We start from the raw sequence: 26,080 nt of genomic DNA, 5'->3' as shown, positions 1-26,080 counted from the left end.
AACGGGGGAGTTGAATGGCGAGAGGGTTCGTGACAGCTGAAGAGGTGGCGAAAAAGGCCGGGGTCTCGCGTTCCGCCGTCTCGCGCACCTTCACACCCGGCGGCAGCGTATCGAAGGCCGTGCGGCGCAAGGTGTTAAAAGCCGCACAGGAACTCGGCTACCGCGTCAACCGTCTGGCGCAGGGTCTCAACAATGACCGCTCCAATCTCATCGGCGTCGTCGGCGCCAATCTCAGTTCTCCCTTCATTTCAAAGCAGCTGGATCTCCTCAGCATCGGGCTTCTGCGCCGTGGCCTGCAATGTCTGTTGCTGAATGCGGCGGATGCCCGCAAGGACATTGCGCCGCTGATCGAGCGTCTCTTCGAGTTCCGCGCACAGGCCATCGTCGTTCTCTCCGGTGAACCACCGGCTTCGATCGTTGATGAATGCATCGCCAATGGCGTGCGCCTCATCCTCATCAATCAGCGTCTTGATCGCACCGATACAAACATGGTGCTGAGCGACGATTCCCGCGGTGCCGATCTTGCCGCCATGCGGCTTGTCCAGGCAAAGTGCAAGAAGGTCGCGGTCATTTCCAGCGGCAGCCAGACGCCGGCACAGTTACGCCGCGCCAGCGCCTTCACCCAGCGCATGAGCATCGAAGGCGTCGAGGTCGTGCCATGGTCCGGCGGGCCGACGAGCTATGACAGCGGGTATCAGGCCGGCCGCGAGTTGCTCACGGACAAGACGATAGACGGCGCCTTCTGCGTGACCGATCTGCTGGCGCTTGGTTTCATGGATGCCGCCCGGCTGGAAATGGGCCGCCGGGTGCCGGAAGATATCTCGATCGTCGGTTTCGACGATATTCCGCAGGCCGCCTGGAAAAGCTACCAGCTGACGACCATTGCCCAGTCCTTCGATGCGCTGACCGACAAGGTTTTGACCGCGCTCGATAACGATGAGCCGGAAACCCGGCTTCAGGTCGTGCCCGTTTCCATGGTCGAGCGTATCACCGCGCGCTAGACCAAATCTCCTTCCGGGCAAAACTCTTCAGTTCAAACCGCAACGCGTTCATGGTGCGGCGCAAGCCGAAGCTCCAGATCGCGCGGGCTGCCTTCGGCACGCTCAAGAAACAGGCCGAGTGCTCCGAAGAAGATTTCGAGAAAGCTCTCCACCGAGCCATCGTGATGATCCGGCTCACGACCAAAGCGTTCCGCCAGCGTTCGATAAAGGGAAAGCCGTTGCGGCGCGATATGCGGCAGCGAAAGACCTGCGCCCTGGCGCAGGCAATACCAGTCGGCAATCAGCTCGAACATCGGCAGGTCTGAGGACAGGACAGCAGCATCAGACGAGGATCGGTCTTCGTCTCCAAGCAGGTCGAGAACGCCCTGAATGCTTTTGTCGGCGATTGCCCTGACGACCTCGGCCGGCCATTCCCTGGTGAAATAACGATGCCTGATCAGCGCCCTGTTGTGACCCAGCAGAAAATCACCGTAATTACCCGCCGCGAAAGCCCGGTCGTTTTCCTCACCCGCCAGTGCTGTTTCCTGTGCGTAACCATGGCAAATGCGGCCATTGACCGGCAGGGCGGCCATCTCCACCGTCTCGACGCGGATTTCCTGACGCGACGGGTGCACGACCTTGAAGGCGGGCGGAAAGGCGACGAGCGACGGCACGGCGATATTGGTGAGCAAATTTTCGCCCTCACCGCGCCGGGTTACGCCTTCCACATGCAGGTGCCCGCTGAAATGGACGGCAAGCCCGGCCTGCAGCAGCGCATCCTCCACCGCCTTGCGCGGCGTGCGGCGCACGACATTGGTTTTTCCGAACAGGGCGCCTTCCGCACCGCTTGCGCCGTCGAAAGGATCGAGCGCCGGATAGTGGGAAAAGCCGAGCAATGTCTTGCCAAGCGCCTGTGCCCTGCGGCGCACATCAGCGATCCAGTCGATGATGAAGGGCTTGCTGCGCAAAAGCGCGTTCCAGCCGCCGTAGGTACTGTCGGTAAAAGCCGCGTCCTCACCCCTTTCAAACTCACCATCGAGTGGTTCGAAAATATTGGCGTCGATCATCAGGAGCCACAGGCCCGGCTCCGGCTCGACCAGATAGGAAGCATCCATCAGGCTATAGACATTCCGCCCGTCGGGTGAGCGCACCTCGTACATCCGGTCTTCCGCCGCATCGGAAAGACCGAAGGGGGTTTCCCAATGCAGATAATCCGACTGACGGAAATAACCGAAGGCCGCCATGGGGCCAAGGCCCGCCGGATAACCCTCGCAATACATACGATCGCTGATAATGACACGCTCGCCGGCCCGCCGTGCATCGCTTGAAACGGAAAGGCATCTGCCGTTCTCCGTCAGAAATTCCTTGGTATGGTGCCGGCCACGTGGGCCGAAAATATCGTGATTTCCGGGCAGTGCATAAAAGGCGGTGCCGTGGGCATGGCTGTGGCGCTGCAGAATGCCCTTCAGCGTCTCAGTCGTTTCCCGCTGGCCGTCATCGGTATAATCGCCAAGCAGCACCACGTGGCGAATGCCGCGCTGCCGCACTTCTTCAAGCGCCGCGTGCAGCGCATCGGTGCTTTCGTTGAAAACCCGGGTGGATTCGCGTGTATCGGACCAGCTGCGCATGGTGATGCGCTGGCCATTGATCTCGATGCCGGGAAACCCGAAATCGGCAGCCGTGTCGTGAAAATGCGCGTCGGCGATGACGGCAACGGAGGGAAGCGTGCGTGTCAGCATGAGTGAACGGTCTTTCTGCCCTCGACCATGTCGATCCATTCGGAAGCACGGCGAGCGGCGGCATAAAGCATCGGTTTCGGTGTCTCGAACCATTCATCCGGCCGCAATTCCCGTTTCGTGCGGATCACGGCCAGTGCATCGTCGAGGGTGGGATAGAGATCCGGCTGCTGCTTGTGCAGGAAAAGCGCCACCAGTGAAACGGAGCGGCTGCGGCCGCCGCGGCAATTGACGAGCACATTGCCGCCATCGGCAAAGGGATAGGTTTCCCGCTTCGGCATGGTCTGGCGAAGCGCGCCGTCGAGAATGTAATAGGCGCCGAGCATCATGGTGTCGGGGCTACCCTCGCCATCAATAAGGCCGAGCTTGTAATAACGAATGTCGCCATAACCTACCGCGCGCCTGTCGCCCTCTTCTGCCGTGGCCTGCACGAGATTGATATCCAGATTGACGGCGCAATTGACGACGATGGTGATGCCATGACGGCGCAGGAGCCCGAGATCACCCGCACCATCGCTGCCGCCAATGTAAAGCGCAGCATTGTGCGGGCCCAACCCTTCCGCAATCAGGCTGATTGCTGGCCGGGCATAAACGGGTCCATCCATTTCATTCCTCCACATGCACGGAGCCCCCTTTTGGAGGGCCTCCGTCATAAATCATCCCGCCGCAGCTACCGCGCGGCAAGGACTATATTCGACGCCTGGCTGACGCCTTTGGCAACACCGGCGGCTGCAGCCAGCACCGGCCCGCCATCCCGCAAACTGCCGATTTCCAGAAATGGGCACACGTCGCCGCCAGCTTCGCTGACGAGTAGCAGGCCCGCAAGACAATCCCATGAATTCATATGCAATTCGAGATAGCCATCGGAACGGCCATCGGCCACATAGGCAAGCGCCAGAGCACCGGAGCCGGCGCGGCGGACATTCGCGCCCATATCGAGCAGCTTGCTGACCACATCGAGATAGGTGGCATTCGCGACGCGGGTAGACCACCCCATCTCGATCGAAGCCGCATCGAAACGCTCCGTTTCCGACGTCCGGATCGGCTCCCCATTGCGGGTCGCACCTTCGCCCCGGCGGGCGAGATAAAGCTCGCCGAGGGCGGGGTTGTAGATCGCCCCGATTTCGGTCCGGCCGTTTTCGACATAGGCGATGGAGATGCAGAAATGCGGAATGCCACGGGCAAAATTCGCGGTGCCATCGATTGGATCCACCACCCAGACGCGCTCACCGATCTCGCCGCCGCCCTCTTCGCCGAAAAAACTGTCATCCGGGAAAGCCGCCGAGATCGCGCCGCGAATATGCGCTTCGGAAGCCGCATCCGTCACCGTCAGAAAATCCTGCGGCCCCTTCATCGAAAAGCTGCGCGTGGCCTCGCCCTCGAAGCCTTTCAGCACCAGCTCCCCGGCGGAAAGAATAACGCTGCGGCACAGTTCGGCTCTCGCGGCCAATGTGTCGGGATAGTGGATTGAATCCATGTGTAAGAACCATTCCTAGAAATTTGAACACGCGTTCATAATGCACGCGCGTTCAAATTTTTCAAGGGAGTCTAAAAGGAACTTATGAATATCGCAGGCGAGAAGCTTCATCCTGCCAGGTCAATAGATTCGCCCGGCGCATGGCAAGAAGCGAAGGGTTTTCTCACGCATCAGTAATACCAATGCAGGAAACGCTTAATAACGAAAATAATGAAATGTTGCGAAATGCAGCACCTGCATCTTGCGGTTGATACAGTTTTATGTCGGTTAACCCTGTGCATTTCCAATGATGTAACGGGAATTAAGTTACAAATGCCGCTCTGTACTTGAAGAGCCATAAATGAAATTCCTGACCGCCACACAAAAATTGCAGGACTTCGTGTCCGTTCGGTCCGACAATCCTGATCTGCTGAAAGCGCAGTACCGTGCTTTCACCCGACAGATGCCGATGATGTATTTCATTCTGCTCTCAAGTACATGGGCGCTTGCCGTAACGCATATGCAGGTGGCGCCGCTCTGGCTCACCGTTGGAATTCCCGGCCTCTTCACCCTCGGCTGCACGCTGAGAGTCACCTTCTGGTGGAGGACGCGTGGTATTGATCCAGCTCCACAAGTGGCTCATGCCGCCCTCCGGCGTACAAACCGCCTGGCTGCCGGCATCGCCATGGCGTTCACGCTCTGGTCTTTTTTGCTGGTGCCCTATGGGGATGCCTACACGCGATCCCACGTCGCCTTCTATATGGCGATTACCGTCATTTCCTGCATTTTCTGTCTGATGTATGTGCGCTCGGCCGCTTTCATGGTGACGGTCATCGTCAATGGCGCCTTCATCGCCTTTTTTCTGGCGTCGCGGCAACCGACATTTGTTGCCATCGCCATCAACGTGCTGCTGGTCTGTACCGGCATGATGTCCATCCTGCTGACCAACTACCGCAATTTTGAGCGCATGGTCATTTCACAGCAGCGCACGGAAGCGCTCAGCAATGAAAACCTGCTGCTTGCCAATATTGACAGCCTGACGGAACTGCCCAACCGCCGCGCCTTCTTCGCCCACCTTGAAGCCGAGCTCGAAAAGGCCAGGGCGAACGGAACCCGGCTGGCGCTGGGGGTCATCGATCTGGACGGGTTCAAGCCGGTCAACGACCTCTATGGACATTCCGTGGGAGACAGGCTGCTGATCAATGTCAGCAAGCGCCTCACCGCCAATCTTAAGGCCAGCAAGGCGTTTCGACTGGGTGGCGACGAATTTGCCATTGTCGCGCCTATCATACCTGACGATGCGCAACTCGTGGCAAATGCCAATGCGATCTCCGAGCAGCTGAGGGCGCCTTACCATATGCCTGAGGGAACGGTGCATGTTTCCGCATCCATGGGAATAGCGGTCTTTCCACACCTCGCCTCCACGCTCGAGCAGCTTTTCGACAGGGCTGACTATGCCCTCTACCATGCCAAAAAACCCCGCCGTGGCGATGCCGTTCTGTTCGATGCGGAACACGAAAAGCAGATCAATATCGAAGCACGCATCGAACATCTGCTCAAACAGAGGAATATGGAAAACGAGCTTTCAGTCGTGTTCCAGCCGATTGTCGATATACGCGACGGCAGAACGGCGGGTTTTGAAGCGCTGGCGCGCTGGCACAGCCCGGTTCTCGGGCATGTGCCGCCTTGCCAGTTCTTCTCCATCGCGGAACGGGCCGGCATCGTCAGCTCACTGACACGGCCGCTTCTCAAGACGGCGCTCGCCTCCGCCTCGAAATGGGAACCCTCCCTGCGCCTGTCGTTCAACCTTTCGGCTCAGGACCTCAACTCCCACGAGGGCGTACTATCCCTGCTCGGCATCATCGAAAACAGCTGTTTCGATGCACGACGTCTGGACCTTGAAATTACCGAGACGGCTTTTGCCCATGATTTCGAACAGGTGAGGCAATCGGTCGAAATGCTGCGCCGCCTCGGCTGCGGCATATCGCTGGACGATTTCGGCACCGGCTATTCCAGCCTGACGCGACTGCATGCATTGCCGCTGACCAAGATCAAGATCGACCGCAGCTTCGTCACGGACCTGCACGAAAAACCGGCCAGCTACAAAATCGTGAAATCCCTCCTCACCCTCAGTCGCGACATGGGACTGGAATGCGTGGTGGAAGGGGTGGAAACACCAGCCGAGCTAACCGCACTCGAAGGCCTCGGCGCCACGCTGGTGCAGGGCTACATCTATGCGCCGCCGCTTCGGGAAGAGGATGTCGGTGCGTTTCTTTCGGGCCAGGCGAGTCCCAAACATCGCACCAAATCCATAGCTCTCAAAAATCCAAACAAGGCTTGGTGGTAAGCTCCGATGCGCTCCCAAGTAAAACTTCCCCAGCGCCGGAATAGACATCACCGATGAGCCAACCTGGGTCAGGGATACATCAAGCGCCAAAGAGATGATACGTGCCTCATCAAGGACATGCAGCCGTATTGCAGCGTCCCGGTGGCGGCCCATGTGTCTCGGCATTGTGGTTCGCCGCTGTAGTTGTCGGGGGGAGGCTCATGCCATTTCCCTCCCGGTCCACGTTGCTGCGATTTTAGAAGGCCTCAGGCAGACCCAGCCGCATCAATAACATTCGAAGCCTTCGGAAGCTCGCAACTCAGAGATCTGGGTGTTCTATCCGCTCCCAAGCCGCACCATCGAAGCGGAAAACATCTTTCGATGCGACGACCCAAAGCACGTTTTCGATCACCTGCGCAAAAAACGGACCATTGTCGATAGATTCGTTATCATCACGATTGCTCAAGCGCGGAAGAGGAGGATCAAATCTGCCAAAACGTCCTGTCTTGGGATCATACTCATAAAGACCGCCGGGACGAACGCTCGCCGCCATGACGAGTTTTTCCCGATACGGAGTGATCATGTGAAAGAGATTATGCTGCTGCCGTAATGCGACAGGCGAAAATCCCCGTGTGTGACTTCCGTGTATGAGAACACCTTCTCTCCCACATATCCAGACACTGTCAGGATTCTCGATGTAAATTCCGGTCAAAGCGGCCACCGGAATTGGAATTTTCAGTTCGTGCAACTCATGACCATCCCAGAAACAAAGGACCGGTTTGGTGCCAGGCCCCTCCTCCCCGCAAAGATAGATGGCTTCTTCCGACAAACCGTTTATGTCAAAGAACAGTATATCGCGGGAGGCTGGATTGAGGGCCGACCGAGTGACCCATTCCTGCCATTCCGGAGAAAGAAATTCCGGCTCTTTTTCAGGCTTTGCTTCCTCCTGCGCATTTGGGTTCAGCAACAATTTATCGGTCAGGAGACGCCAATCATTGTTCCCCTTGCGAACATAGATTTGCCCCCCCTCTCCGCAGGCATATAGGTGTTGCCCGATCTCGCGGATGCGAGTGAGACGCCCGTAGCCTTTCGAATCGTCACTCCAACTACCGGCTCCCTGAATTTTCTCTTGAAAATTCTCCTTCCAGTAGGTGTGATAAACGTCACCCTCCGACGACAGCAGAACGAAATAACCATCTGGCGTAGCGTGCTCAGCGCTATGATACACAGTCATGCTTTGAATATGGAAACCGAAGTCGGAATACGTCCAATCCTGCGGCGGCACGTCGTCACGATCATACCGATAAAATCGGCCATCAGGATCGAAAGGTTCAGCATTGTCTCTCGTTGCGACAACGGCGAGCGTTTTGCCCGACCTCGCATATGCTCTCGTGAAATCGATAGGCAGCTTGGTTTTCATGGTTTTCTGGTCGCTCCTTCAACAGCTCCAGACTTCAAAGCCGATATGGTTTCTTCAGGAAGGGGAGGATATTGTTTAGCTCGTAAAAGCTGGAACGGATTTTTTCCAGCATATTGGGTCGTCAGGGCTGCCATAATCTCTTTTGCACAATCGGGCCTCACGCTTATCATAGCCTGGGCTGACGCCTGAACTACTTTATGTAAGGGTGCCGTAAAAGGTGGCGTTGAATTTCTACCCGCATTTTCGATCGCCTTGTCCGCCAGATGACCACCCCAGTGCTCGGTTTGCTCTACCCGGGCATTCCCAATAACACATATAGCCATACCATCATTAAGGCTGGGCATATTCGGAATGCGCTTATCGGCCTCCTCTCTCGCGCCATAACGAAGCGTCCAGTCCGGAACTATATGGTGAGCCTGCATGCCGTACTGACCGCAGACGCTCTTCATCTTGGCGTAACGGTCGACCTGACACTTCTTGCGGTATTCGTCCCGATCGGAGACACGTACGGTTTCGCTCTGGGGTAATGCCTGTGGCCGGCTTTCTGGTTCCTCACGCACTCGCTGCCGATGTCGACGGAGCTCCTCCATCGCCCAATCCCGCATCTCCCAGCTGTCATGTCCGGCGTCGACACCCTCGTCGAACATTTCTTTGATCCGCCGCTCCTGATCGTCCCGTGGGACGACGTCAGACAGATTTGCACCATTATCGGGGATAAGGACGCTTGATAATATCCCGATGACATTTAGGCGGCGGGCCCAAATGCCCACCCTCGCGAGACGGCCAACTTTTGCAAGATCGCTCACAACCCTGTGAGGCGGGGTACGATACCACTGAGGCGCTCGGGCGGGTCCCGGGGTTATCACCCTTCCCGGACCACGAGGAACAGTCTGGGGGACAGTCGGCCTTGTCGCCGGCATTCCTCCGCGAAGTGCTTGCGCAGAGTTTTGAGCTGCCCCAGTCGTCGCTGCGGCAGCCGATCCCGCATAAGCGTATTTCTCACCCTCTTTAAACGGCTCGGGCGACGCATCGCTCATAACCCGGCCTTCGTCCGACCCGTCCTGCCATCTAAGCGACCCCCGCACCGGATCATCATCCTTGGGAGGATCATAGGTCTGCGTGCTGCGGACGAAGATCGCCTCACCCTGGGTATTCCTGCTGTTCATATAAAAACGATCGAGGTGGCGAATGACATGCGAGCCTTCAGCAAGCACCTGATCAGCGTGCCCGATGGGTTCGCAGATGCTTTCCACCGTGCCGGATTTTACCCCCTTACGGTTACCGGGCGCGTCGCCGTGCACATGTGTCGTACACGAACGCATCACCATTGCCTTTTTGCCGGTGAACCGAACAGACGGCGTATAGTTTTTATCATGGCCGCAAAAATCCACGACCGGATAGGGAATAGGCACCACCGACGAGCCAACCGGTGTCAGGCATACATCAGGTGCCAAAGAGACGATACGCGCCTCATCGATGTCACGCAGTCCCTCACGCGGTGTCCCCGTCGTCCATGTGCCGGGATATTGGGGCTCTCCGATATAATTGTCGCGGGGGATGCTCATGCTGTCTCCCTCTCGGTTAAAGCCGCTTCGGTTTCGGGCGACTTCAGACGAACGCGCGTCAGGGTAAGTTTTGTTTCACCGGCATCGGGAAGAGGAAACCTGATGCGCCAGGTCAGAAGCACCCGTCCGTCATTGCGCCAGTCGAATTGCACACCATCAAGCTTCAGCACATGCCATTCATCGCGATCTTCGCGAGAGCAATGGACACCGAGGGTAAGGCCAGGCAACGAGCCTTTCGCGACCGGATGCTCAGAACTCAGGTTAACCAGCTCGTAGTTCTCGTCACCCTTGAGGTGAGGCGTCGCGATGAGATCAGGATGGGCCGCCTGCCAGAAGCGTGGATCAAAATCACGCGGCAAGAGGGGGTGCCTCTCCTCCCGCCAACCATCATCATAGGTTCCGGAATATTGCTGACGGAACTGCCACCAAGGCGAAACGAGCCCAAATCCCTGCGGTTCCGGCGTGCTCCGCCAATCGGAATGCTCACCTACGGCAGCGATCTGCGGAGCTGGAACAGGCCCGGCGTCGGCAGGCATCTCAAGATTGACGATGCCGCACCCAAGCGGGTTTCGGCGCTCCACGTCAATCGGTGTTTCCGTCCCCGCGTCACCTGTGCCCGGGAGCGCGCCGCCATAAGCGTTGCGCCAGCATATGGCCACGCTTCTAGCCGGTTCAGGATCGCTCAGTTTCCAATCCGCTATGACACGTTTGGCTTCCCTGGCGGAAAAACCTGCCCATTTCTCCTTAACGACAGGCTGCCAGAAGCGTCTGCCGAAAACCTCGATTTGCTTGAAAATTCCGCCAACGCGGATGGAGGCGCGCCAGGATTTCTGTGGCTCCTGCGACGGTGACCATGCATCTCCCAGGAAGCTGATATCCGTGCCGGGCTTGTCAGGGATGAGATCGCTCTGCCGCAGGAGGACTGTTTGATGCGGATCGTCCTCGTAAGCGTCTTCCCATTGAAAGCTCTCCTGCTCACGAGCGATCTCCATTGTTCCGTCCTGCACATGCGTGAAGGTAGCGCGCACGGAAACAATGCAATCAAGTTCCCCCTCGGCATCAAACTGACGGAAAGCCATCGCCGGAAACGGCAGGCGGTTCTGAAGCTCCAAGACCTTGCCTCCGTCAGTTCAGATCGATCGGCTTGCCACGAAGCTGGAAATGATCCGTTGCCACGAAGTTGAATGTCTTGCCAAGAATGATGACCTCGCCATTCGCCTTCATGATGAATTTGGAATCGCCACACTCGATGACGAACTCTTCACCGACAGCGATCTTCTTGAATTTACCGACGCTTTCCAGTGATGTCTGGCCGACATTGGTGACCTTGCTCACACCGATCTGTTCAGCGCGCGCCACGCCGACGCTGTCGGATTTGAATGTGCTGACAATCGTGTTCATGATGCCCGGCAACGGAAACAGTCCCGAAGCATCGGAACCGACGCCAGACCCGGAACCGGCGAGCGCCGTACCGGCGTCAGCACGCGGACTGGCACCGGCCACCACGCCTTCGCGCGATGTCAAACCGCCGGAGCCGAGAAATCCCAACGCAGACGAGGCCAACGTAGTGGCAAAGGCCGAAACACCGGGACCGCTGGCCCCGGCTATTTGAGCAGCTTGTGATAGCAGCCCAGCGGTATGACCTGAAAGCGCCTGCACACCCGCCATGGCCATCATCGCCATCGGCCCAGTACCGCCGACGACGGTGTTCACCGAACCACCGATCTCGTGTTTCTGGTTACCGGAAACTTCAACGGCGCGATTGCCGCCGACCGAGGCGACCTCGTGCCGGTCGATGCGCTTGGTCCGGTCGTTCAGGACCCGCGTCGTCTGGTCCTTCTGGGCGTGGAAGAACTGGTTCTCCTTGCCGGCCTCATCCTCGAAGGTAATTTCGTTGAAACCGTCGCCCTTGTGACTGTTGGAGCGAAGCACCATGCGCGTCTTGTTGGCGGGCAGATCGTAGGGCACGGAATTGGCCGGATTGTTGACCACACCTATGACCAGCGGTTTGTCCGGGTCACCGTCGACAAAGGCCACCATCACTTCCATGCCGATGCGCGGGATAACCTGCGCACCCCATGTACCGCCGCCCCATGCCTGACTGACCCGCACCCAGCACGTATCCGTCCCATCCTTCTTCGCCTTGCGGTCCCACGGGAACCACAGCTTGATGCGGCCATATTGGTCAGGGTGGATTTCTTCGCCTTCAGGGCCGGCGACGATCGCCACCTGCGTGCCTTCGATGCGCGGGCGCTTCGTCGCCCGGTGCGGCGTCAGCGGCACGCGGGCCGGGATCGCTTCGAAGTGATTGCGATATTCCGGCTCGTTGCTGTTTGTCTCATAGGAGAGGTCGACAATGCTGTGGCTTGCCCTGATGATCACATGTTCTTCGTAAGCATGTTCGGGATGCGCAACCTCGAAAGGCGTGAAACGGCGGCCGGCCTCCAGAATGCGCGTGGTCGACGAACCGAACACCCGGTCATGATCGGCTTCGATCGCCTGGGTGCGCAGTTTCTGCGCCCGCTCGGCTTCTTCCACCGTCCTGATGCGGGCCGGATATTCGTAAAGCTCGCGCTTCGTCGCATCCGGCATCTGCACCAGTGAGGGCGTCATCGTGCCCGGCACCATGCCCGGCGTCTCGAAATTCCAGTCTGCGCCAGCGCGCTGGCCGGAGACGTAAGAAAAGCGCCGCGCCCAGTCGTTGATGTGGTTGCGATCCGACGAGCCCTGTGCCAGACGCACCGTCCCCTCACCCTGCGCGGCCGGAGATGGCCCAAGCCAGCCGCTGGCGCTATCGGCCACATGCAGCTTGTGGGAACCATCTTCGTGGCTGAACCAGTAGAACAGGCCGTCCTCTTCGAAACGGCGGGTGAGATAATCGAGATCGGTCTCATTCCACTGAACACTGTAGTGCTGTGCAGGCGGCGGCGAGATGATGCCTGACGTATCGGGTGCGGGAATACCGTGTTCGGAAAACAGCGTCTCGACGATCTCGACCGCCGTCTTGTCCATCCAGATGCGGCAATCGGAACGGCGTGACAGAAGCCACATTTGCGGGCGGATCGTCAGCGCATAGGAGCGCATGCCGCGTGTGATCGGCGGGCCTTCATGCAGCTCCGTCACCAGGCCGTTGAACGGGCGGCGAACACCGCCGCCATCCCCCTCGCCCTGGCTGATCTCGATGGAGATATCGACCAGCCGTCCGATCAGTTCCTCGGGCTTGACCGCTTCCTTCTTGGCCCGCACGGTCAGGCGAATGTCGAAGAGCTGCGACACGCCCTCCTCGACCGTCAGACGCTCCGGCAGAAGCTGATCCTCGCCGAGAGGCGAAGAAACCTTCAGAACGCGGCCCGCCTGAACGAAATCGGAAAAAGACGGCTGGTCGTTCATGGGATACTCCTAATCAGGACCCGCGGCTGGACTGCAGGGGCCAGAACCAGATCGTTTCCGAATTGTAGTAGCAGGCCGAAGCGCATTGGGTGGCTTCGGAGCCGCCCCGCACAAGATCGATATGACCGCCGCCGGTGTAGCCGGGGATATTGTTGAACGCCACGACGCCATTGCGCGCGCCGATACCGTTGCGCGCCGTCGCGGGGGTGAAAGGTTCGGGTTCGCCAAGATAGCTCGTCCGCTTCATCAGGCTGGCAAGGCGGCGCATGTTCACCTCTATGCCCTTTCCGGCATAGGGGCCCTTCTGGATGCGGTGCGAGGCGGGCACGATGTTGATGCCCGACTTCACGAAAGCGATGCTGACGCGGATGGCGCAGGTATTGTGATAGTTCGGGTTGCCGATGAAATCGTCCCAGCCGATTTCCGTGAACAGATCACGCTGGCTGAGATAGTTCGGATGCGACGGGTCGCTGCTCGGATAATTCTTATAGAGAGTGTCAAAGTTAACGCGCATGGTTCGTCCCACTAGTTACTTTTCTGCTCACAGGGAAAGGAGACCTCGAGCGCCTCCCGCACGAGAGTGGCTGCCTGTTCATCCAGTTTTTCCGCAGGAAGATCGCCGAGATAAGTGTAGATCCGGTCGGTGAGTTCATGGGGCGCCACGGCGCCCGCACCACACCAGTCCGATCCGCTTGTCAGATCGGCCACACCGGCGATATAGGCGCTCGATTTTGCAACGGAAACCAGCCGCCGCATTTCCGGATCAGACACCTCAGGGGCAAGTTTGCCCTCGATGGCCTGCTTGAGCTCGGTACCGGAGAATATCCATGTCCGTTCCTCGGCACCGGCCGGTGAAAGACCGGACAGAGCCAGAACAACCGGCACGGAAACAAAAAACGCATATAGGGAGCGCATTAAAAACCCGCCTCGTCCAACGTGGATGAGAAACATCACGACGTGAGCTGCAAAACTGCAATGAAAACGTTCCGGTGCCGGCAAATACCGGCACCGGGTCGCGTCGCTGTCAAGCGGCCTTCGTCGTCGCCAGATCGTAAGAGGCGATCATCGGAGACTGCGGCGAGTTGTTGTCGTCGAACGGCGTGTACTTCACTTCCATCTTGGTGAAGTTGAGCTTGATGGTTTCCACCGGACGGTCACCGCTGGAATCCACCGAGTAGCTGGCGATGAGCGTGTTCGTCAGCAGGTACTCGATATAGGTGTTGCCCGGATTACCCGTAGTCACCAGATGGATGGTTGCGAGCTTACCAGTGCGGCCGGCGCAGGCTTCCTGGAAAAGCTTGGTGGAAGAAGAATCGCTAACCTTGGTCAGAATGACTTCCGAAATGGTCGGTTCGGATGCTTCGCGGTTTGCAGCAGAACCGGCAGAAGTGTTCATGTTGCGCGCTACGTTCCAGTGAATGGCTTCGATGTCCATCCACTTGCGGTGTTCCTCATGCGTGGCGTCGCCCTGGATACCGTCAATCTGCAGATAAATTGGCATGCTGTAAGCTCCTGTAGCTGAAATGACCTCTTGCTTCGAGGCCGCGTTACCCTTCGTTTAATGCCGCATGCGTCGGGTAGCCCCTTCCGACGCGGCAACTTTATCCACCCCACCCTCTTCGGTTGCGGCGAATTCATCTGGCTCCCCAGCCACTTCGGCACGAATACCGAACCGATTTTCATCAAAATCGACAACGATCTTGCCCACCCGTTCTCCCGCGATCACCTTCTCAAGGAAGAAGCTGGAAAGAGACGGCAGGAGATCCTTGCCGATCATGATTTCGATGGCGCGTGCGCCAATTTCACTTGCACCGGCGCGCGCCACCAACGCGTCGCGCGCGGCATCGGACAGGGTCAGGTCGGCGCCATATGTTGCCAGAACACGCTCCCTGATCTTGCCGATCTGCATGTCCACGATCCTTGCAAGCTCTTCCGCACCGAGCGGCATGAACGGCAGGATGATCGTGCGCCCGAGGAAAGCGGGCTTGAACTGTTTGGTCAGCTCCGGCATCAGCAGCGCTTCCAGCGCCTCGCCTTCCGGCATCGTATCCGGATCGGCCGAAAGTGCGGTCAGCAGCTCCGATCCGGTATTGGCCGTCATGAAGATCGTGGTGTTCTTGAAATCGACGTCGCGGCCTTCGCCATCGCGAAGCACACCCTTGTCGAACACCTGGTAGAAAATATCCTGAACGCCGGGATGGGCCTTGTCGATCTCGTCGAGCAGGAGAACGCCGAACGGCCGGCGGCGCACCGCTTCCGTCAACACCCCGCCTTCACCGAAACCGACATAGCCCGGCGGCGAGCCGAGAAGCAGCGAAACCTTGTGCTCCTCCTTGAACTCCGACATGTTGATCGTCGTCAGATGGCTGTTGCCGCCATAGAGCAGATCGGCCAGCGACAGCGCCGTCTCGGTCTTGCCCGTTCCCGACATGCCGACGAGAAAGAACACGGCCGGCGGGCGGCGAGGATCGGACAATCCGGCGCGCGCGGTTCGCATGGCATCGGCAATCCGGCCGATTGCGGCATCTTGCCCCACGACCCGCTGACGCATGCGCGCATCCAGAGTGCGGGCGCTTTCGATCTGGTCGGCCAGAAGTTTACCGAGCGGAATTCCCGTCCACCGCGATACGACGGACGCAATCGCTTCACGATCAACCACCGTCGGCACAAGTCTTTCAGCATTTGCCGGCCTGGTCTCAGCCGCACGCCGCAGGGGCGACACATTCGATGCACCGGTTTCAACCGACTGTTCTTCGCTGAGTTCAGCCATTTCCGCATCGTAACGGCTGCGCAGATCGTCAATCCCTCTCTCGAGCTTTTCGACTTCGTCGCGTATCGATTGGATACGGCCCTCAATCTCTTCGTCCTGCGGTTCACGCAGAAGCCAGTTCAACTCATCGGACAGAAGACGCCGCTCACTTTCCATCGCGCGCAGCCGTTCCGGCAGGGTCTGCCGCGCCAGCGAAACGGCAGCCGCGGCCGTATCGAGAAGGCTGACGGCCTTGTCCGGCAATTGCCGCGCCGGCATGTAACGCGCGGATAATTGCACCGCCGCCACGATCGCCTCGTCACGAACGACAACGTTGTGATGGCTGACGAAGCTGTCGGCGACACCGCGCAACATGCGTATCGCGGTTGTCTCATCAGGCTCGCGCACATGTACGGGCTGGAAACGTCGCGTCAGCGCCGCATCCTTTTCGAAATATTTCTTGTATTCGCTCCAGGTCGTCGCCGCGACGGTGCGCACTTCACCCCGCGCCAGAGCTGGCTTGAGAATATTGGCCGCATCGCCCTGGCCAGCTGCACCACCTGCGCCGACAAGGCCGTGCGCCTCGTCGATGAACAGGATAACCGGTTCGGCCGAGCGCTTTACGGCATCGATCACACCATGAAGACGGCGCTCAAATTCACCCTTCACGCCGGCGCCGGCCTGCAGCAGCGAAATATCGAGGTTCAGCCGGCGGACGTTGCGCAATTTTTCCGGCACGTTCCCGGAAGCGATCTCCAGCGCCCGCGCTCCCGCACCCGCCGTTTTACCGACACCGGCCTCGCCCACGAGAATGGGATTGTTCTGACGACGGCGTGTAAGAATATCAACGAGTTGGCGCAGTTCATCGTCGCGCCCAATCACCGGATCGACCTTACCGTTCCGGGCATCGGCGGTCATGTCCGGGGTGTAAAGGCGAAGAAAATCGTTCTGGCCGGCGGCTGGCGCTGTCCCCGCCGTCGTGGAAGGAACGCCGTTCCCGGCGGTCTCTTCAACGGAACTGCGAAGGCGCTCGAGAGCCGCGCGATCCATCGCCTTCAGCGACGGAAAAGCGGAGCGGACGAAAGAGCGGAGCGAGGTTTCCTCGTCCATCGCCAGAAGCAGGTCGCAGAACGTCACGCGGTCGCGCCCGGCCTCCAGCGAAGCAAGAACCCATGCCTCGCGGCCCGCCGTCAGAATGTTCTGGGAGAGCGACAAGGCCTCGCCGTCGCCAATCACGGCCTCTTCAAGGCTGCGGCCGATTTCTGCCTGCAACACCGGAAGTGGAATTTTTAATTCCTCGAATGTTTTCGCATAGATGCCGGCATCTACAACCGCCAGCAGCCAATGCGGGATATCCACGTACCTGTGCCCCATACGCACCGCGACAGAAGCCGCAGCTTCAAGGGTGACGCGCAGGTCAGGCTCAAGCGCTTCAACGAGGCGATTGAGATCGATATGCGACATGCAATGAGCCTCCTGCCCGGGTTCATTCCACAACGTGACGTGGAATAACTATGATGATGAAACCGGGTTGTCCACCCCGAAGTTTATTTTTTATCGGGTTAGATTAGACACTAGACGCCACAATTTAGACACATTTTGAATAAGTCTGTCTGATCAATAGCCTAACGTAAGGGAAGTAACTACAAAAAATCCATTACTATTTTCTGGGGATAGACTACCTTTGGATACGAAGCATGTTAAAATAGATGTAGAACTTTTAGGGAATTGCGGAGATAATATCCGCAATGATTCAAGAACGCGTGAACTATACTATAGAATTAAGGATGAAAGAAACCAGGCACGCACAGAAGAGCGCGCCACCTCCCCTCAGGATAACTTAAAGATCTCCAGTAGCTGGGACAGTGTCAGCAATCTTGGATTGCAGATTATATATTCCGAGAGCAAGGACATAGAAATATTGGCGTGGCTTTCGGAAGCAAGCCTGCGGTTGCGCGGCTTTCCTGGACTGCGCGAAATCTACGAGCTTTGCAATGATCTTTTTTACAACCACTGGGACTCATTGCGCTCGATCAGCGACGATAATGATGAGGAAAAATTTGCACCTTTTGCGGGATTGAACGGCATCGGCACCGAAGGAACACTTGTTCAGCCGCTCCGGCTTGCACCGCTGATCCCCGGAGGGAAATTTGGCGAGCACAGCCTCTGGGATTTCCAGCTGGCGCAGCGGCCAACCGAGAGCAAAAGGCGCGAAGAACTGTATCGGCTGGCATCCGAAGCGGGCGTTGCCGCAATGTCTTCTCATCTGGCCGAGGTAAACGCCTGTCTCGCCAGCTTCGACGCCATCATGGCGGTTCTTTCCGAACGCTGCGGCCAATTCGCACCACCCAGTTCCAATATCCGAAACACGCTCATCGAAGCCGCCGCCGCCATCCGCACGTTGGGCGGGCGCGAGAAGGAGCCGGCACCGGTTGAGCAGGCGGTAATCGCTGTTGCGGGCACTGACGAGGGCGGGCAGCCGGCCGCTCGGGCTCCCGCAACCTCGCCGGAGGGCATATCTTCACGCGATGAGGCATTTGAAACTCTTCTTTCGGTTGCGCGTTACTTTCGCCGGACCGAGCCGCACTCGCCGATCTCGCTCTCCATCGAAACACTGGTTCGCAGGGGGCGCATGGATTTTTCGGAACTGCTGGCGGAGCTTCTGCCCGAAACGCAGGCTCGAAACGCAGTTCTGACGGCCGCCGGGATCAAGCCCGGCGGAGAAAACGGAAAATAACGAGCAAGGGACGGGAAACGCCGTCCCCTAACAGTCAGCCATGCCAAGGGGCATCAAGGAGGTTGAAATGGCAAGTGTACATGAAAAGCTGGAGCGGGTTCGCAAGCCCCGCGTTCACATCAAATACGAAGTCGAAACCGAAGGCGCGATGGTGGTTAAGGAACTGCCCTTCGTCGTCGGCGTGCTGGGTGATTTCTCCGGCAATCCCACCCAGCCGCTGAAGCCGTTCGGCGAGCGCAAGTTCGTTCAGATCGACCGCGACAATTTCGACGAGGTGATGCGCCGCATGACCCCGGGCCTCAACATTTCCGTTGCCAACACGCTGCAGAAAGACGGGACGGACATGCAGGTCAATCTGAAATTCGAAAGCATGGACGATTTCGAACCCGGCGCCGTCGTGCAGCAGGTTCCTGCCCTGAAGGCGCTTCTGGACGCCCGCAACGAGCTTCGCGACCTGCTTTCCAAGGCCGACCGTTCTGAAGATCTGGAACGCATGCTGGAAGATATTCTGCAGAACAAGACCGATCTCGCAACGCTGGTTTCCGAACTCAAGGAAAAGAACGGCGCGAGCAAATAATCGCCTGCGCGGAGGAAAACCTCCCCGAACGGCCCCCATTGCGGGGCTTCAACTGTTCAAGCGGCATTTTCCAAAGCCGCATGTGGAAGGACTGAAACATGAGCGCTGAAAGCCTGCTGAAAAACGAAGCACAGGCAACGACCGCCGAAGATCAGGGACTGCTGTCCAAGGTGGTTGCCGCAACCCGCCAGACCGAACCGGACCGCGCGCAAAATCTTCTGCGCACGCTGGCCGACCAGGCGCTGAAGGGAACGGTCAAATACGACCGCAACCTCACCGTCACCCTCAACCACGCCATTGCCGAACTGGACCGGACGATTTCCGAACAGCTTGCCGCCATCATGCAGGCGCCGGAATTCGCGAAGCTCGAAGGCACCTGGCGCGGGCTCAACTATCTCGTCAAGAATTCCGAGACGAGCGTCAACCTCAAGATCCGCGTCATGAATTCCGGCAAGCGGGAACTCGCGCGCGATCTGGAAAAGGCCGTGGAATTCGATCAGTCGCGCCTCTTCAAGGCGATCTACGAAGACGAATTCGGCACCCCCGGCGGCGAGCCGCTCGGCGCGATCATCGGCGACTATGAATTCGACAACTCCTTCGATGACGTACAGCTGCTGCAGGGCGTCTCGTCGATTGCGGCGGCGGCTTTCGCACCGTTCATCTCGGCGGCAAGCCCGCATATGTTCGGCTTCGAGGATTATCGCGATCTCGCCCGTCCGCGCGATCTGGAGAAAATCTTCGATACGGTGGAATATGCCAAGTGGCGCAGCTTCCGCGAGAGCGACGATTCCCGTTTCGTGACACTCGCTTTGCCGCGTGTGCTGGCGCGCATGCCCTATGGCCCCAAAACCAACCCAATCGATGATTTCGCCTATGACGAAACCAAGGGTGCGGTGAATGGCGACCTGCAGCATGACGAATATTGCTGGATGAACGCCGCCTATGTCATGGGCACCAAGCTGACCGACGCTTTTGCGAAAAGCGGCTGGTGCACGGCAATCCGTGGCGCGGAAAATGGCGGCCGGGTGGAAAATCTGCCCATGCACGTCTTCTCCAGCGATGACGGCGATCTCGATCTGAAATGCCCGACGGAAGTGGGCATTACCGACCGCCGCGACGCCGAACTCGGCAAGCTCGGTTTCCTGCCGCTCTGCCACTACAAGAACACGGATTATGCGGTGTTCTTCGGTGCCCAGACCGCGCATAAGCCGAAGCTTTACGACAAGCCGGAAGCAACGGCCAACGCCGCCGTTTCGGCCCGCCTGCCCTACATCATGGCAACATCGCGTTTTGCGCACTATCTCAAAGTGATGGGCCGCGACAAGATCGGCTCCTTCATGGAGGCATCGGATTGCGAAGTCTGGCTCAATCGCTGGATTGCCAACTACGTCAACGCCAATGACGAAGCGGGCGAGGAAAGCCGGGCGAAATATCCGCTGCGCGACGCCAAGGTGACCGTGCAGGAAGTACCGGGCAAACCCGGCGCCTACAATGCGGTCGCATGGATGCGGCCCTGGTTGCAGATGGAAGAACTGACGACGTCGCTACGCATGGTTGCCCGTATTCCGTCCAAGAACTGAACCCGGACCGGGGTGGTCCGGCCACCCCGGCCCCGTTCTTCACCCGGAGCCCGCTCATGGCGCATCAGTCCTTTCCGGACGCCCGTATTTTTGCCGACCAGCTCATCGCCCTTATCGACGATGCGCTGACCGGCCAGGTGAACGCCATTCTCCATCACCCTGACTTTCAGGCGATGGAAGCGAGATGGCGCGGGCTTGCCATGGTGGTGCGCGAGGCTGGCCGGGGCACTGACGTCAAGGTGAAGCTGCTGAATGCCAGCTGGCGCGACCTTGCCCGCAACACGGAACGCGCCACCGATTTCGACCAGAGCCATCTTTTCGAAGTTGTCTATAACCGCGAATTCGGCATGCCGGGTGGCGAACCGGTCGGTCTTTTGATCGGCGACTACGAATTTTCCCCTGATGATCTCGAGGGTGCCGATTCCATCACGACGCTGTCGCAGATCGGCATGGTGGCTGCCGCCGCCTTCTGCCCCTTCGTGGCGGCGGCCTCGCCTTCGGCCGTCGGCCTGCAGGACTTCTCGGAGCTCAGCCGGGTCCACGATTTTTCCTGGCTGAAACAGGAGAAATCGCGGCTGCGGTGGAACGCGCTTCGTGCGCGTGACGATTCCCGCTTTGTCGGCCTTGTTGCGCCGCGGGTTTTGCTGCGCTCGCCCTACAGGCCCTATGCGCGCGGACGCGATGACGGATTTCCATTCCGCGAGCATGTGGCGGAAAGCGGCGAGACCCTGCTGTGGGGCAATGCCGCCTTCGCTTTTGCCACGGTGGTCGTGCGCAATTTCGTCGATTCCGGCTGGTTTGCGGATTTGCGCGGTGTGACACAGGACGCCGTGGATGGCGGCATGCTCTCTTCCCGGCAATTGCCGCCGCTCGATCTCGGCATCGAGAGCAACGGCCTTTCCGCGCAGCCGCCCGTCGAGGTGCAGCTGACGACCGGGCAGGAACAGCAATTTTCCGATCTCGGCATCGTGCCCGTTTCCACCACCTATCTCTCCGGCATGGCGATCTTCAACGCCAACCAGTCCCTGCATGCGCCCGGCCACTATTCCAGCGAAGCGGCAAGACAGAACGCCCGCCTCGCGGCCATGCTGCAATATGTGCTGTGCGCCTCCCGGTTCTCGCATTACCTCAAGGTCATCATGCGCGACGATATCGGCCAGCTGAGCGATGCGTCGACGATAGAACGCAAGCTGGAAGGTTGGCTTTCCTCCTACACACTCGGCAATGACGATGCGGAATCGGCGCTGCGCACGCGCTACCCGCTGCGCTCTGCCGGGATCAACGTCTTCGAGGTTCCCGGCAAGCCCGGAACATTCTCCTGCACCGTGCGCCTTCAGCCGCATTTCCAGCTCGACGACGTCTCCACGAGCTTCCACCTCATTGCCGAAACCATGATGCCGCCGGCGGCCGCATCCCGATCTTCGGCCGAGCCGCAAAGGATATCCGCATGACGCTGCGCGACGACATTTCCCGCCTTCTCGATGATGACCGGCTGCAAGAGGCGATCGGGCTTGCGCGCGAACACGTCAAAACCAGGCCCACCGACAAGGATGGTCGCCATTTCTATATCGACCTGCTGGTCCTTGCCGGCGACTATGAGAAGGCCGATGCGCAATGCAATCTGGCCGCAACATTCTCGCCGCAGGAAAGCGTCGGCTTTTCTCTCTTTCGCCATCAGCTGCGCGCCATGGCAGCACGCAATGCATGGTTCGAAACTGGCGCGGTGCCGGATTTTCCAGGCGGTCCGTCCGAACTCGATCAGCTGGCCATCCGAGCGAATATCGCCGCACGCAGCGGTGACGCGGATGCTGCCAGAACCGCACTGGCTGAACTCGATGAAAAGCGTGGCAATGTGACGATCGGCCATAATGGCAAAAGCGCCGGCGATATTCGCGATCTGGACGACCGGATTCCGCACGCGCTGGAAGTGCTGACCAATGGCGGCCGTTATCTGTGGATCGATTATGGCCGCATCGAGAGCCTCACCATCGACCCCATGAGCCGCCCGCGTGACCTCGCTTTCCGCGGTGCCGAGCTGACACTGCGCGATGGCGCGATCGCATCCGTGCTGCTTCCGGCCATCTATTACGGCGCAAAGGACGATGTCGGCCTTCTCCTTGGCCGGGAAACGCGCTGGAGCGAGGAAGACCAGCCACTGGCGACCGGGCAAGGCCAGCGCTGCCTCCTGATTGGCGACGATGTGGTGCCGTTCCACGAGATCGGTTCTCTTTCCGCCGCCTCCGACGATGAAAGGCAGATCGCCCGTGGTTGATCCGCTCGAGCAATATCGCGCACGGCAGAGAACGCTGTCGCGCTCCGTTCTGGACCGGCTGCTCGATGACGCGCCGGATGCGGAAACGGATGCGCTCGTTAGCCTGAAGGATCAGGCACGCGAAATGCGTGAGGTGATCCGCCGCGATCTCGAGGCATTGCTCAATACCCGCCGTAACCCCGCCGGCCCGCCGGTTGCGCTGAAGGAACTGTCCGACGCGCTGGTGAGCTATGGCGTGGACGGCATTCTCTCGGCCAATCTGGTGACGGATGCCTCCAAGGAGCGGCTCGCACGCAGCATCGAGCGGCGGATTTCCCTGTTCGAAACCCGCCTTGGCGATGTGCATGTGACAATCCTGAAAAACCGCACGGATGGCGACCGGGCGCTTCGCATGCGTATACAGGCAAGCTTCCGCCTTCAGGAAGGCATGCCGCCAATCAGTTTCGAATCCCGGATCGATCCGTCCACGCAGCGTTTCCTGGTGGAGGCGACGAATGGCTGACGGCTTTCTCGAAAAATACAATGATGAACTTTTTGCCCTGAGAAAGCGGGCATCGCGTTTCGCGGCGGCGTTTCCCAAGATTGCCGGCAGGCTGCGCATGACGGGCGATGTCGCCGACGATCCGCATGTCGAGCGGCTGATCCAGAGTTTTGCCTATTCCGCCGCCCGTGTGCGCCAGAAGCTGGACGACGAGTTTCCGGAACTGTCGGACAGCCTGCTGGAAACGCTCTATCCGCATTATCTTGCGCCGATCCCGTCCATGAGCGTGGTTCAGTTCACCCCAAGCACGGCGCTGGCAACCGTGCAGACGCTTCCGCGGCACAGCGAAATCCTCGCCGAACCCGTCGGCGGTGAAAGCTGCCGTTTTCGCACCACGCAGGCGGTGGAGATCGCGCCGCTGCAAATCGCAGCCGCAACCTTGTCCGGCCAGCCGATCGACGCGCCGTTTTCGGCCTCCTTCGCCGGCGCCGCCAGCTGCCTGCGGCTTTCGCTGCGCAGCACGGCGCCGCGCGGCGGCACTTTCCCGGAAATGGGACTGACAAAGCTTCAGATTTTCCTGTCCGCCGCCTGGCAGCAGGCCACGGCGCTTTACGAGCTTTTGACCAATCATTGCGTGGGCATGGCGCTTGCCCGTCACGCCGAGGACAAGGAAGCCGTTTTCCTGCCCGCCGGCAATCTCAGGCCATCCGGCTATACGCGCGATCAGGCGATGTTGCCCTATCCCGCCAACAGTTTTGACGGCTACCGGCTTCTCACCGAATTCTTCGCGCTGCCGCAGAAGTTTCTCTTTCTCGATATCGACGGACTGCAGAAATGGAGCGGCGGCGATTGCGAGCTTTACATCTATCTGGATGCGGCGGACACGCAGCTTGAGCGCATGGTGTCGGTCCGGGATTTTGTGCTGAACGCCTCGCCGGTTATCAACCTGTTCAAACAAAGCTGCGAACCGCTCAGCCTCGATGGCACGCGCACGGAATACCGCCTGCTGCCGGATGCACGGCGGCAGCGGACCCGCGAAATCTACGCCGTCGAAAACGTTCAACTGACCAGCCGCTCCGGGCAGACCGAGAAGACCTCCCCGTTTTTTGGCCGCACACAGCGCAATAACGGCGCCAACGTGTTCTGGCAGATACAGCGCCGGTTCGATGACGACGGTTCTTCCGATACGGACATCGCCTTCGTGGATCAGAAACGCGGACCACTTGGACCGCTCGACATGGTGGCGAGCATCGATACGCTGTGCATCAATCGCGAGCTGCCAAGCCAGCTCCCCTTTGGCGGTGGACACCCGTTCCTGCAGCTTTCGACCGGCAACGAGGCGGTGAAATCCATCCATGCGCTGATGCCGCCGACAGCGGCAATCCGCGTCAACGAGCGTTCGGCGCGTGAATGGCGGCTGATCTCGCATCTTCTCCTCAACCATCTGTCCCTCACCGACAGCGGCGGCGCACCGCTGAAGGACATTCTGTCGCTGTATTCCTTCAGGGACAGCCCGGAAACCCGGCAGCTCGTGGAGGCCATCAGCAATGTCGAGGCGCAGAATTCCCATGCCAGGATCGGCTCGGCCATGGTGCCGGGAACTGACATCACCGTGGAGTTCGACCCCGCGCTGATCGCGCGACCTGCCGCATTTGTTTTCGCCAATGTCCTCAACCATTTCTTCGGGCTCTACACCTCGATCAACAGTTTCACACGACTAACAGCGACGATGCGTGGCCACTCCAAACCGATTGCCCGCTGGCCAGCCCGCGCGGCCGACCGGCCGCTGCTCTAGGAGACCGGGATGGAACAGCAAACGCCAACCACGAAAGACCGGCAGGCGACGCTTCTCAGCGACGATCCCGGTCGTTTTGAGCCCGCCACCGCGTTTCGCGTCGCCCAGCTCGTTTCGGCGGATGACGGAATTGTCATCGGTGCCCATGGCGGAACACAGCCTACTCCGCTGGCGATCAGCGGTTTCAATCACAAACGAGGCCAGGCCGAACTGAAATCCGCTTTCGCGCCCATTGTCGGGCCGCTCGGTTCGCTGCCGCCGGCCTATGGCGAATTGCTGCAGCGGGAGGAACGCAATCGCTCCGGCGCGCTGGCAAGCTTCTTCAATCTGTTCGCGGCGAGATTCAGCGAATTATTCGTATCCGCAACGGAAAAATACCGCCTCGCAAGGGGATTGCGCTGGTCGGTCGAGCAGAGGGAGAACGGTTTTCGCAAAACCCTGCTTGCACTCACCGGGTTCCGCACGGCCGGCCTGGTGGAAAAGGCAGGCGTGAGCGAAGATGCGCTCCTGCGTTTCAGCGGCCTTCTGGCCGGCCGCAACCGCAATGTTTCGGCCCTGACCTCCATGCTTTGCGAATTCACGGGACTTCCGGTCAATGTCGAACAGTTTCGCCGGCGATGGGTGGCTTTGCCGCTTCACGAACAAAGCCAGCTCGGGCAGGTATCCGGGCTGAGGCTCGGACAGAACACGACGGCGGGAAGCGCTGTCGAAGACATGAGCGGCGGTTTCCGGGTCGTGATCGGTCCTGTCGCCTATGCGGATTATCTGGCCCTGACGCCCGGATCGAGGCGGCTTGCTGAGATATTTTCGCTGACGCGCCTGTTCGTCGGAAGCGCATTACATTTCGATGTGCAGGTGATCCTGAAAAAGGAGGATATTCCCTTTTGCCGCCTCGGCCAGTCCGATGCTCCCGCCCGTCTCGGCTGGAACAGCTGGGCTCGTGTGGCGCCCGCCCAAAAAGACAGCGCCGATGCTGTGGTGACCGAGCCGGAAGGCTCGGCGATTTCCGCGTGAGG

Annotated in this window: 21 protein-coding genes; 10 read left to right on the top strand and 11 right to left on the bottom strand. The window is 59.2% G+C overall.

Features of this window, described 5'->3' with window-relative positions:
- Window positions 1-14: 14 nt before the first annotated feature.
- The gene (locus tag ASB65_RS13480; protein ID WP_060724246.1) at window positions 15-1,001 is read left to right on the top strand and encodes a LacI family DNA-binding transcriptional regulator; all 987 of its coding nucleotides are present in this window, start codon (window positions 15-17) and stop codon (window positions 999-1,001) included.
- A 32-nt stretch (window positions 1,002-1,033) separates the two neighbouring features.
- Here ASB65_RS13480 and ASB65_RS13475 read toward each other — a convergent pair whose 3' ends face one another.
- From ASB65_RS13475 to ASB65_RS13465, 3 genes are all read right to left on the bottom strand, one after another.
- Window positions 1,034-2,719 carry a metallophosphoesterase family protein gene (locus ASB65_RS13475; protein ID WP_060724245.1) on the bottom strand — a complete coding sequence of 562 codons (1,686 nt, stop codon included), beginning with the start codon at window positions 2,717-2,719 and terminating at the stop codon, window positions 1,034-1,036.
- Window positions 2,713-3,321 (bottom strand): dual specificity protein phosphatase family protein, encoded by a 609-nt coding sequence (locus ASB65_RS13470; protein ID WP_060724244.1) that lies wholly within the window; start codon window positions 3,319-3,321, stop codon window positions 2,713-2,715. The genes ASB65_RS13475 and ASB65_RS13470 overlap by 7 nt, the downstream gene beginning before the upstream one ends.
- Before the next feature lie 65 nt (window positions 3,322-3,386).
- On the bottom strand, window positions 3,387-4,193 hold the full coding sequence (locus ASB65_RS13465) for an inositol monophosphatase family protein (RefSeq protein WP_060724243.1): 807 nt from the start codon (window positions 4,191-4,193) through the stop codon (window positions 3,387-3,389).
- Window positions 4,194-4,533: 340 nt separating this feature from the next.
- Between ASB65_RS13465 and ASB65_RS13460 the strand changes: the two genes are divergently transcribed.
- Window positions 4,534-6,519 (top strand): putative bifunctional diguanylate cyclase/phosphodiesterase, encoded by a 1,986-nt coding sequence (locus tag ASB65_RS13460; RefSeq protein WP_060724242.1) that lies wholly within the window; start codon window positions 4,534-4,536, stop codon window positions 6,517-6,519.
- 298 nt (window positions 6,520-6,817) lie between these two features.
- Here the strand turns inward: ASB65_RS13460 and ASB65_RS13455 are convergent, their stop codons facing one another.
- From ASB65_RS13455 to tssH, 8 genes are all read right to left on the bottom strand, one after another.
- Complete coding sequence (locus ASB65_RS13455; RefSeq protein ID WP_060724241.1) at window positions 6,818-7,918, bottom strand: hypothetical protein; 1,101 nt, start codon at window positions 7,916-7,918, stop codon at window positions 6,818-6,820.
- A complete protein-coding gene (locus tag ASB65_RS28510) occupies window positions 7,915-9,483 on the bottom strand; it encodes a DUF4150 domain-containing protein (protein WP_065695414.1) in 1,569 nt (522 codons plus the stop codon). Before ASB65_RS28510 ends, ASB65_RS13455 begins: the two co-directional genes overlap by 4 nt.
- Complete coding sequence (locus tag ASB65_RS13445) at window positions 9,480-10,562, bottom strand: DUF2169 family type VI secretion system accessory protein (RefSeq protein WP_245301391.1); 1,083 nt, start codon at window positions 10,560-10,562, stop codon at window positions 9,480-9,482. The genes ASB65_RS28510 and ASB65_RS13445 overlap by 4 nt, the downstream gene beginning before the upstream one ends.
- A 46-nt stretch (window positions 10,563-10,608) precedes the next feature.
- A complete protein-coding gene (gene tssI, locus ASB65_RS13440) occupies window positions 10,609-12,873 on the bottom strand; it encodes a type VI secretion system tip protein TssI/VgrG (RefSeq protein ID WP_060724239.1) in 2,265 nt (754 codons plus the stop codon).
- Window positions 12,874-12,886: 13 nt separating this feature from the next.
- Complete coding sequence (locus tag ASB65_RS13435; protein WP_059761067.1) at window positions 12,887-13,387, bottom strand: type VI secretion system amidase effector protein Tae4; 501 nt, start codon at window positions 13,385-13,387, stop codon at window positions 12,887-12,889.
- Between the two features lie 11 nt (window positions 13,388-13,398).
- A complete protein-coding gene (locus ASB65_RS13430) occupies window positions 13,399-13,788 on the bottom strand; it encodes a Rap1a/Tai family immunity protein (RefSeq protein ID WP_060724238.1) in 390 nt (129 codons plus the stop codon).
- Between the two features lie 109 nt (window positions 13,789-13,897).
- Window positions 13,898-14,374: an Hcp family type VI secretion system effector gene (locus ASB65_RS13425; RefSeq protein ID WP_003504561.1), complete on the bottom strand. Its 477-nt coding sequence runs from the start codon at window positions 14,372-14,374 to the stop codon at window positions 13,898-13,900.
- 57 nt (window positions 14,375-14,431) lie between these two features.
- A complete protein-coding gene (gene tssH, locus ASB65_RS13420) occupies window positions 14,432-17,086 on the bottom strand; it encodes a type VI secretion system ATPase TssH (protein ID WP_060724237.1) in 2,655 nt (884 codons plus the stop codon).
- Between the two features lie 220 nt (window positions 17,087-17,306).
- Between tssH and tssA the strand changes: the two genes are divergently transcribed.
- The 8 genes from tssA to tssG all read left to right on the top strand — a co-directional run bounded on the left by tssA (window position 17,307) and on the right by tssG (window position 26,078).
- Complete coding sequence (gene tssA, locus ASB65_RS13415; RefSeq protein WP_080868622.1) at window positions 17,307-18,359, top strand: type VI secretion system protein TssA; 1,053 nt, start codon at window positions 17,307-17,309, stop codon at window positions 18,357-18,359.
- A gap of 67 nt (window positions 18,360-18,426) precedes the next feature.
- Window positions 18,427-18,936, top strand: coding sequence for a type VI secretion system contractile sheath small subunit (gene tssB / locus ASB65_RS13410; protein WP_020010212.1), 510 nt, complete (start codon window positions 18,427-18,429; stop codon window positions 18,934-18,936).
- 98 nt (window positions 18,937-19,034) lie between these two features.
- Window positions 19,035-20,516: a type VI secretion system contractile sheath large subunit gene (gene tssC / locus ASB65_RS13405; RefSeq protein WP_060724235.1), complete on the top strand. Its 1,482-nt coding sequence runs from the start codon at window positions 19,035-19,037 to the stop codon at window positions 20,514-20,516.
- Window positions 20,517-20,572: 56 nt separating this feature from the next.
- Window positions 20,573-21,967 carry a type VI secretion system contractile sheath large subunit gene (gene tssC, locus ASB65_RS13400; protein ID WP_003504543.1) on the top strand — a complete coding sequence of 465 codons (1,395 nt, stop codon included), beginning with the start codon at window positions 20,573-20,575 and terminating at the stop codon, window positions 21,965-21,967.
- Window positions 21,964-22,788: a type VI secretion system accessory protein TagJ gene (locus ASB65_RS13395; RefSeq protein ID WP_060724234.1), complete on the top strand. Its 825-nt coding sequence runs from the start codon at window positions 21,964-21,966 to the stop codon at window positions 22,786-22,788. The genes tssC (ASB65_RS13400) and ASB65_RS13395 overlap by 4 nt, the downstream gene beginning before the upstream one ends.
- Window positions 22,781-23,290, top strand: a complete 510-nt coding sequence (tssE, locus tag ASB65_RS13390; protein WP_060724233.1) for a type VI secretion system baseplate subunit TssE — start codon at window positions 22,781-22,783, stop codon at window positions 23,288-23,290. The genes ASB65_RS13395 and tssE overlap by 8 nt, the downstream gene beginning before the upstream one ends.
- Window positions 23,283-25,064 carry a type VI secretion system baseplate subunit TssF gene (gene tssF, locus ASB65_RS13385; RefSeq protein ID WP_060724232.1) on the top strand — a complete coding sequence of 594 codons (1,782 nt, stop codon included), beginning with the start codon at window positions 23,283-23,285 and terminating at the stop codon, window positions 25,062-25,064. The genes tssE and tssF overlap by 8 nt, the downstream gene beginning before the upstream one ends.
- Window positions 25,065-25,073: 9 nt before the next feature.
- Window positions 25,074-26,078 (top strand): type VI secretion system baseplate subunit TssG, encoded by a 1,005-nt coding sequence (gene tssG / locus ASB65_RS13380; RefSeq protein WP_060724231.1) that lies wholly within the window; start codon window positions 25,074-25,076, stop codon window positions 26,076-26,078.
- Window positions 26,079-26,080 lie beyond the last annotated feature (2 nt).

Source organism: Agrobacterium tumefaciens str. B6 (assembly GCF_001541315.1).
Classification (GTDB): Bacteria; Pseudomonadota; Alphaproteobacteria; order Rhizobiales; family Rhizobiaceae; genus Agrobacterium; species Agrobacterium radiobacter.
Note: the sequence above shows the minus strand (reverse complement) of the source record. Positions and strands in the feature narration are given on the sequence as shown.

Bases quoted from the DNA above. Each gene is read 5' to 3' on its own strand.
- ASB65_RS28510 (WP_065695414.1), bottom strand. From the start codon at position 9,483: ATGAGCATCCCCCGCGACAATTATATCGGAGAGCCCCAATATCCCGGC.
- ASB65_RS13470 (WP_060724244.1), bottom strand. From the start codon at position 3,321: ATGGATGGACCCGTTTATGCCCGGCCAGCAATCAGCCTGATTGCGGAA.
- ASB65_RS13465 (WP_060724243.1), bottom strand. From the start codon at position 4,193: ATGGATTCAATCCACTATCCCGACACATTGGCCGCGAGAGCCGAACTG.
- tssC (WP_003504543.1), top strand. From the start codon at position 20,573: ATGGCGCATCAGTCCTTTCCGGACGCCCGTATTTTTGCCGACCAGCTC.
- tssC (WP_060724235.1), top strand. From the start codon at position 19,035: ATGAGCGCTGAAAGCCTGCTGAAAAACGAAGCACAGGCAACGACCGCC.
- tssH (WP_060724237.1), bottom strand. From the start codon at position 17,086: ATGTCGCATATCGATCTCAATCGCCTCGTTGAAGCGCTTGAGCCTGAC.
- tssG (WP_060724231.1), top strand. From the start codon at position 25,074: ATGGAACAGCAAACGCCAACCACGAAAGACCGGCAGGCGACGCTTCTC.
- ASB65_RS13480 (WP_060724246.1), top strand. From the start codon at position 15: ATGGCGAGAGGGTTCGTGACAGCTGAAGAGGTGGCGAAAAAGGCCGGG.
- ASB65_RS13430 (WP_060724238.1), bottom strand. From the start codon at position 13,788: ATGCGCTCCCTATATGCGTTTTTTGTTTCCGTGCCGGTTGTTCTGGCT.
- ASB65_RS13445 (WP_245301391.1), bottom strand. From the start codon at position 10,562: ATGGCTTTCCGTCAGTTTGATGCCGAGGGGGAACTTGATTGCATTGTT.
- ASB65_RS13460 (WP_060724242.1), top strand. From the start codon at position 4,534: ATGAAATTCCTGACCGCCACACAAAAATTGCAGGACTTCGTGTCCGTT.
- ASB65_RS13395 (WP_060724234.1), top strand. From the start codon at position 21,964: ATGACGCTGCGCGACGACATTTCCCGCCTTCTCGATGATGACCGGCTG.
- tssF (WP_060724232.1), top strand. From the start codon at position 23,283: ATGGCTGACGGCTTTCTCGAAAAATACAATGATGAACTTTTTGCCCTG.
- ASB65_RS13455 (WP_060724241.1), bottom strand. From the start codon at position 7,918: ATGAAAACCAAGCTGCCTATCGATTTCACGAGAGCATATGCGAGGTCG.
- ASB65_RS13475 (WP_060724245.1), bottom strand. From the start codon at position 2,719: ATGCTGACACGCACGCTTCCCTCCGTTGCCGTCATCGCCGACGCGCAT.
- ASB65_RS13425 (WP_003504561.1), bottom strand. From the start codon at position 14,374: ATGCCAATTTATCTGCAGATTGACGGTATCCAGGGCGACGCCACGCAT.
- tssI (WP_060724239.1), bottom strand. From the start codon at position 12,873: ATGAACGACCAGCCGTCTTTTTCCGATTTCGTTCAGGCGGGCCGCGTT.
- ASB65_RS13435 (WP_059761067.1), bottom strand. From the start codon at position 13,387: ATGCGCGTTAACTTTGACACTCTCTATAAGAATTATCCGAGCAGCGAC.
- tssB (WP_020010212.1), top strand. From the start codon at position 18,427: ATGGCAAGTGTACATGAAAAGCTGGAGCGGGTTCGCAAGCCCCGCGTT.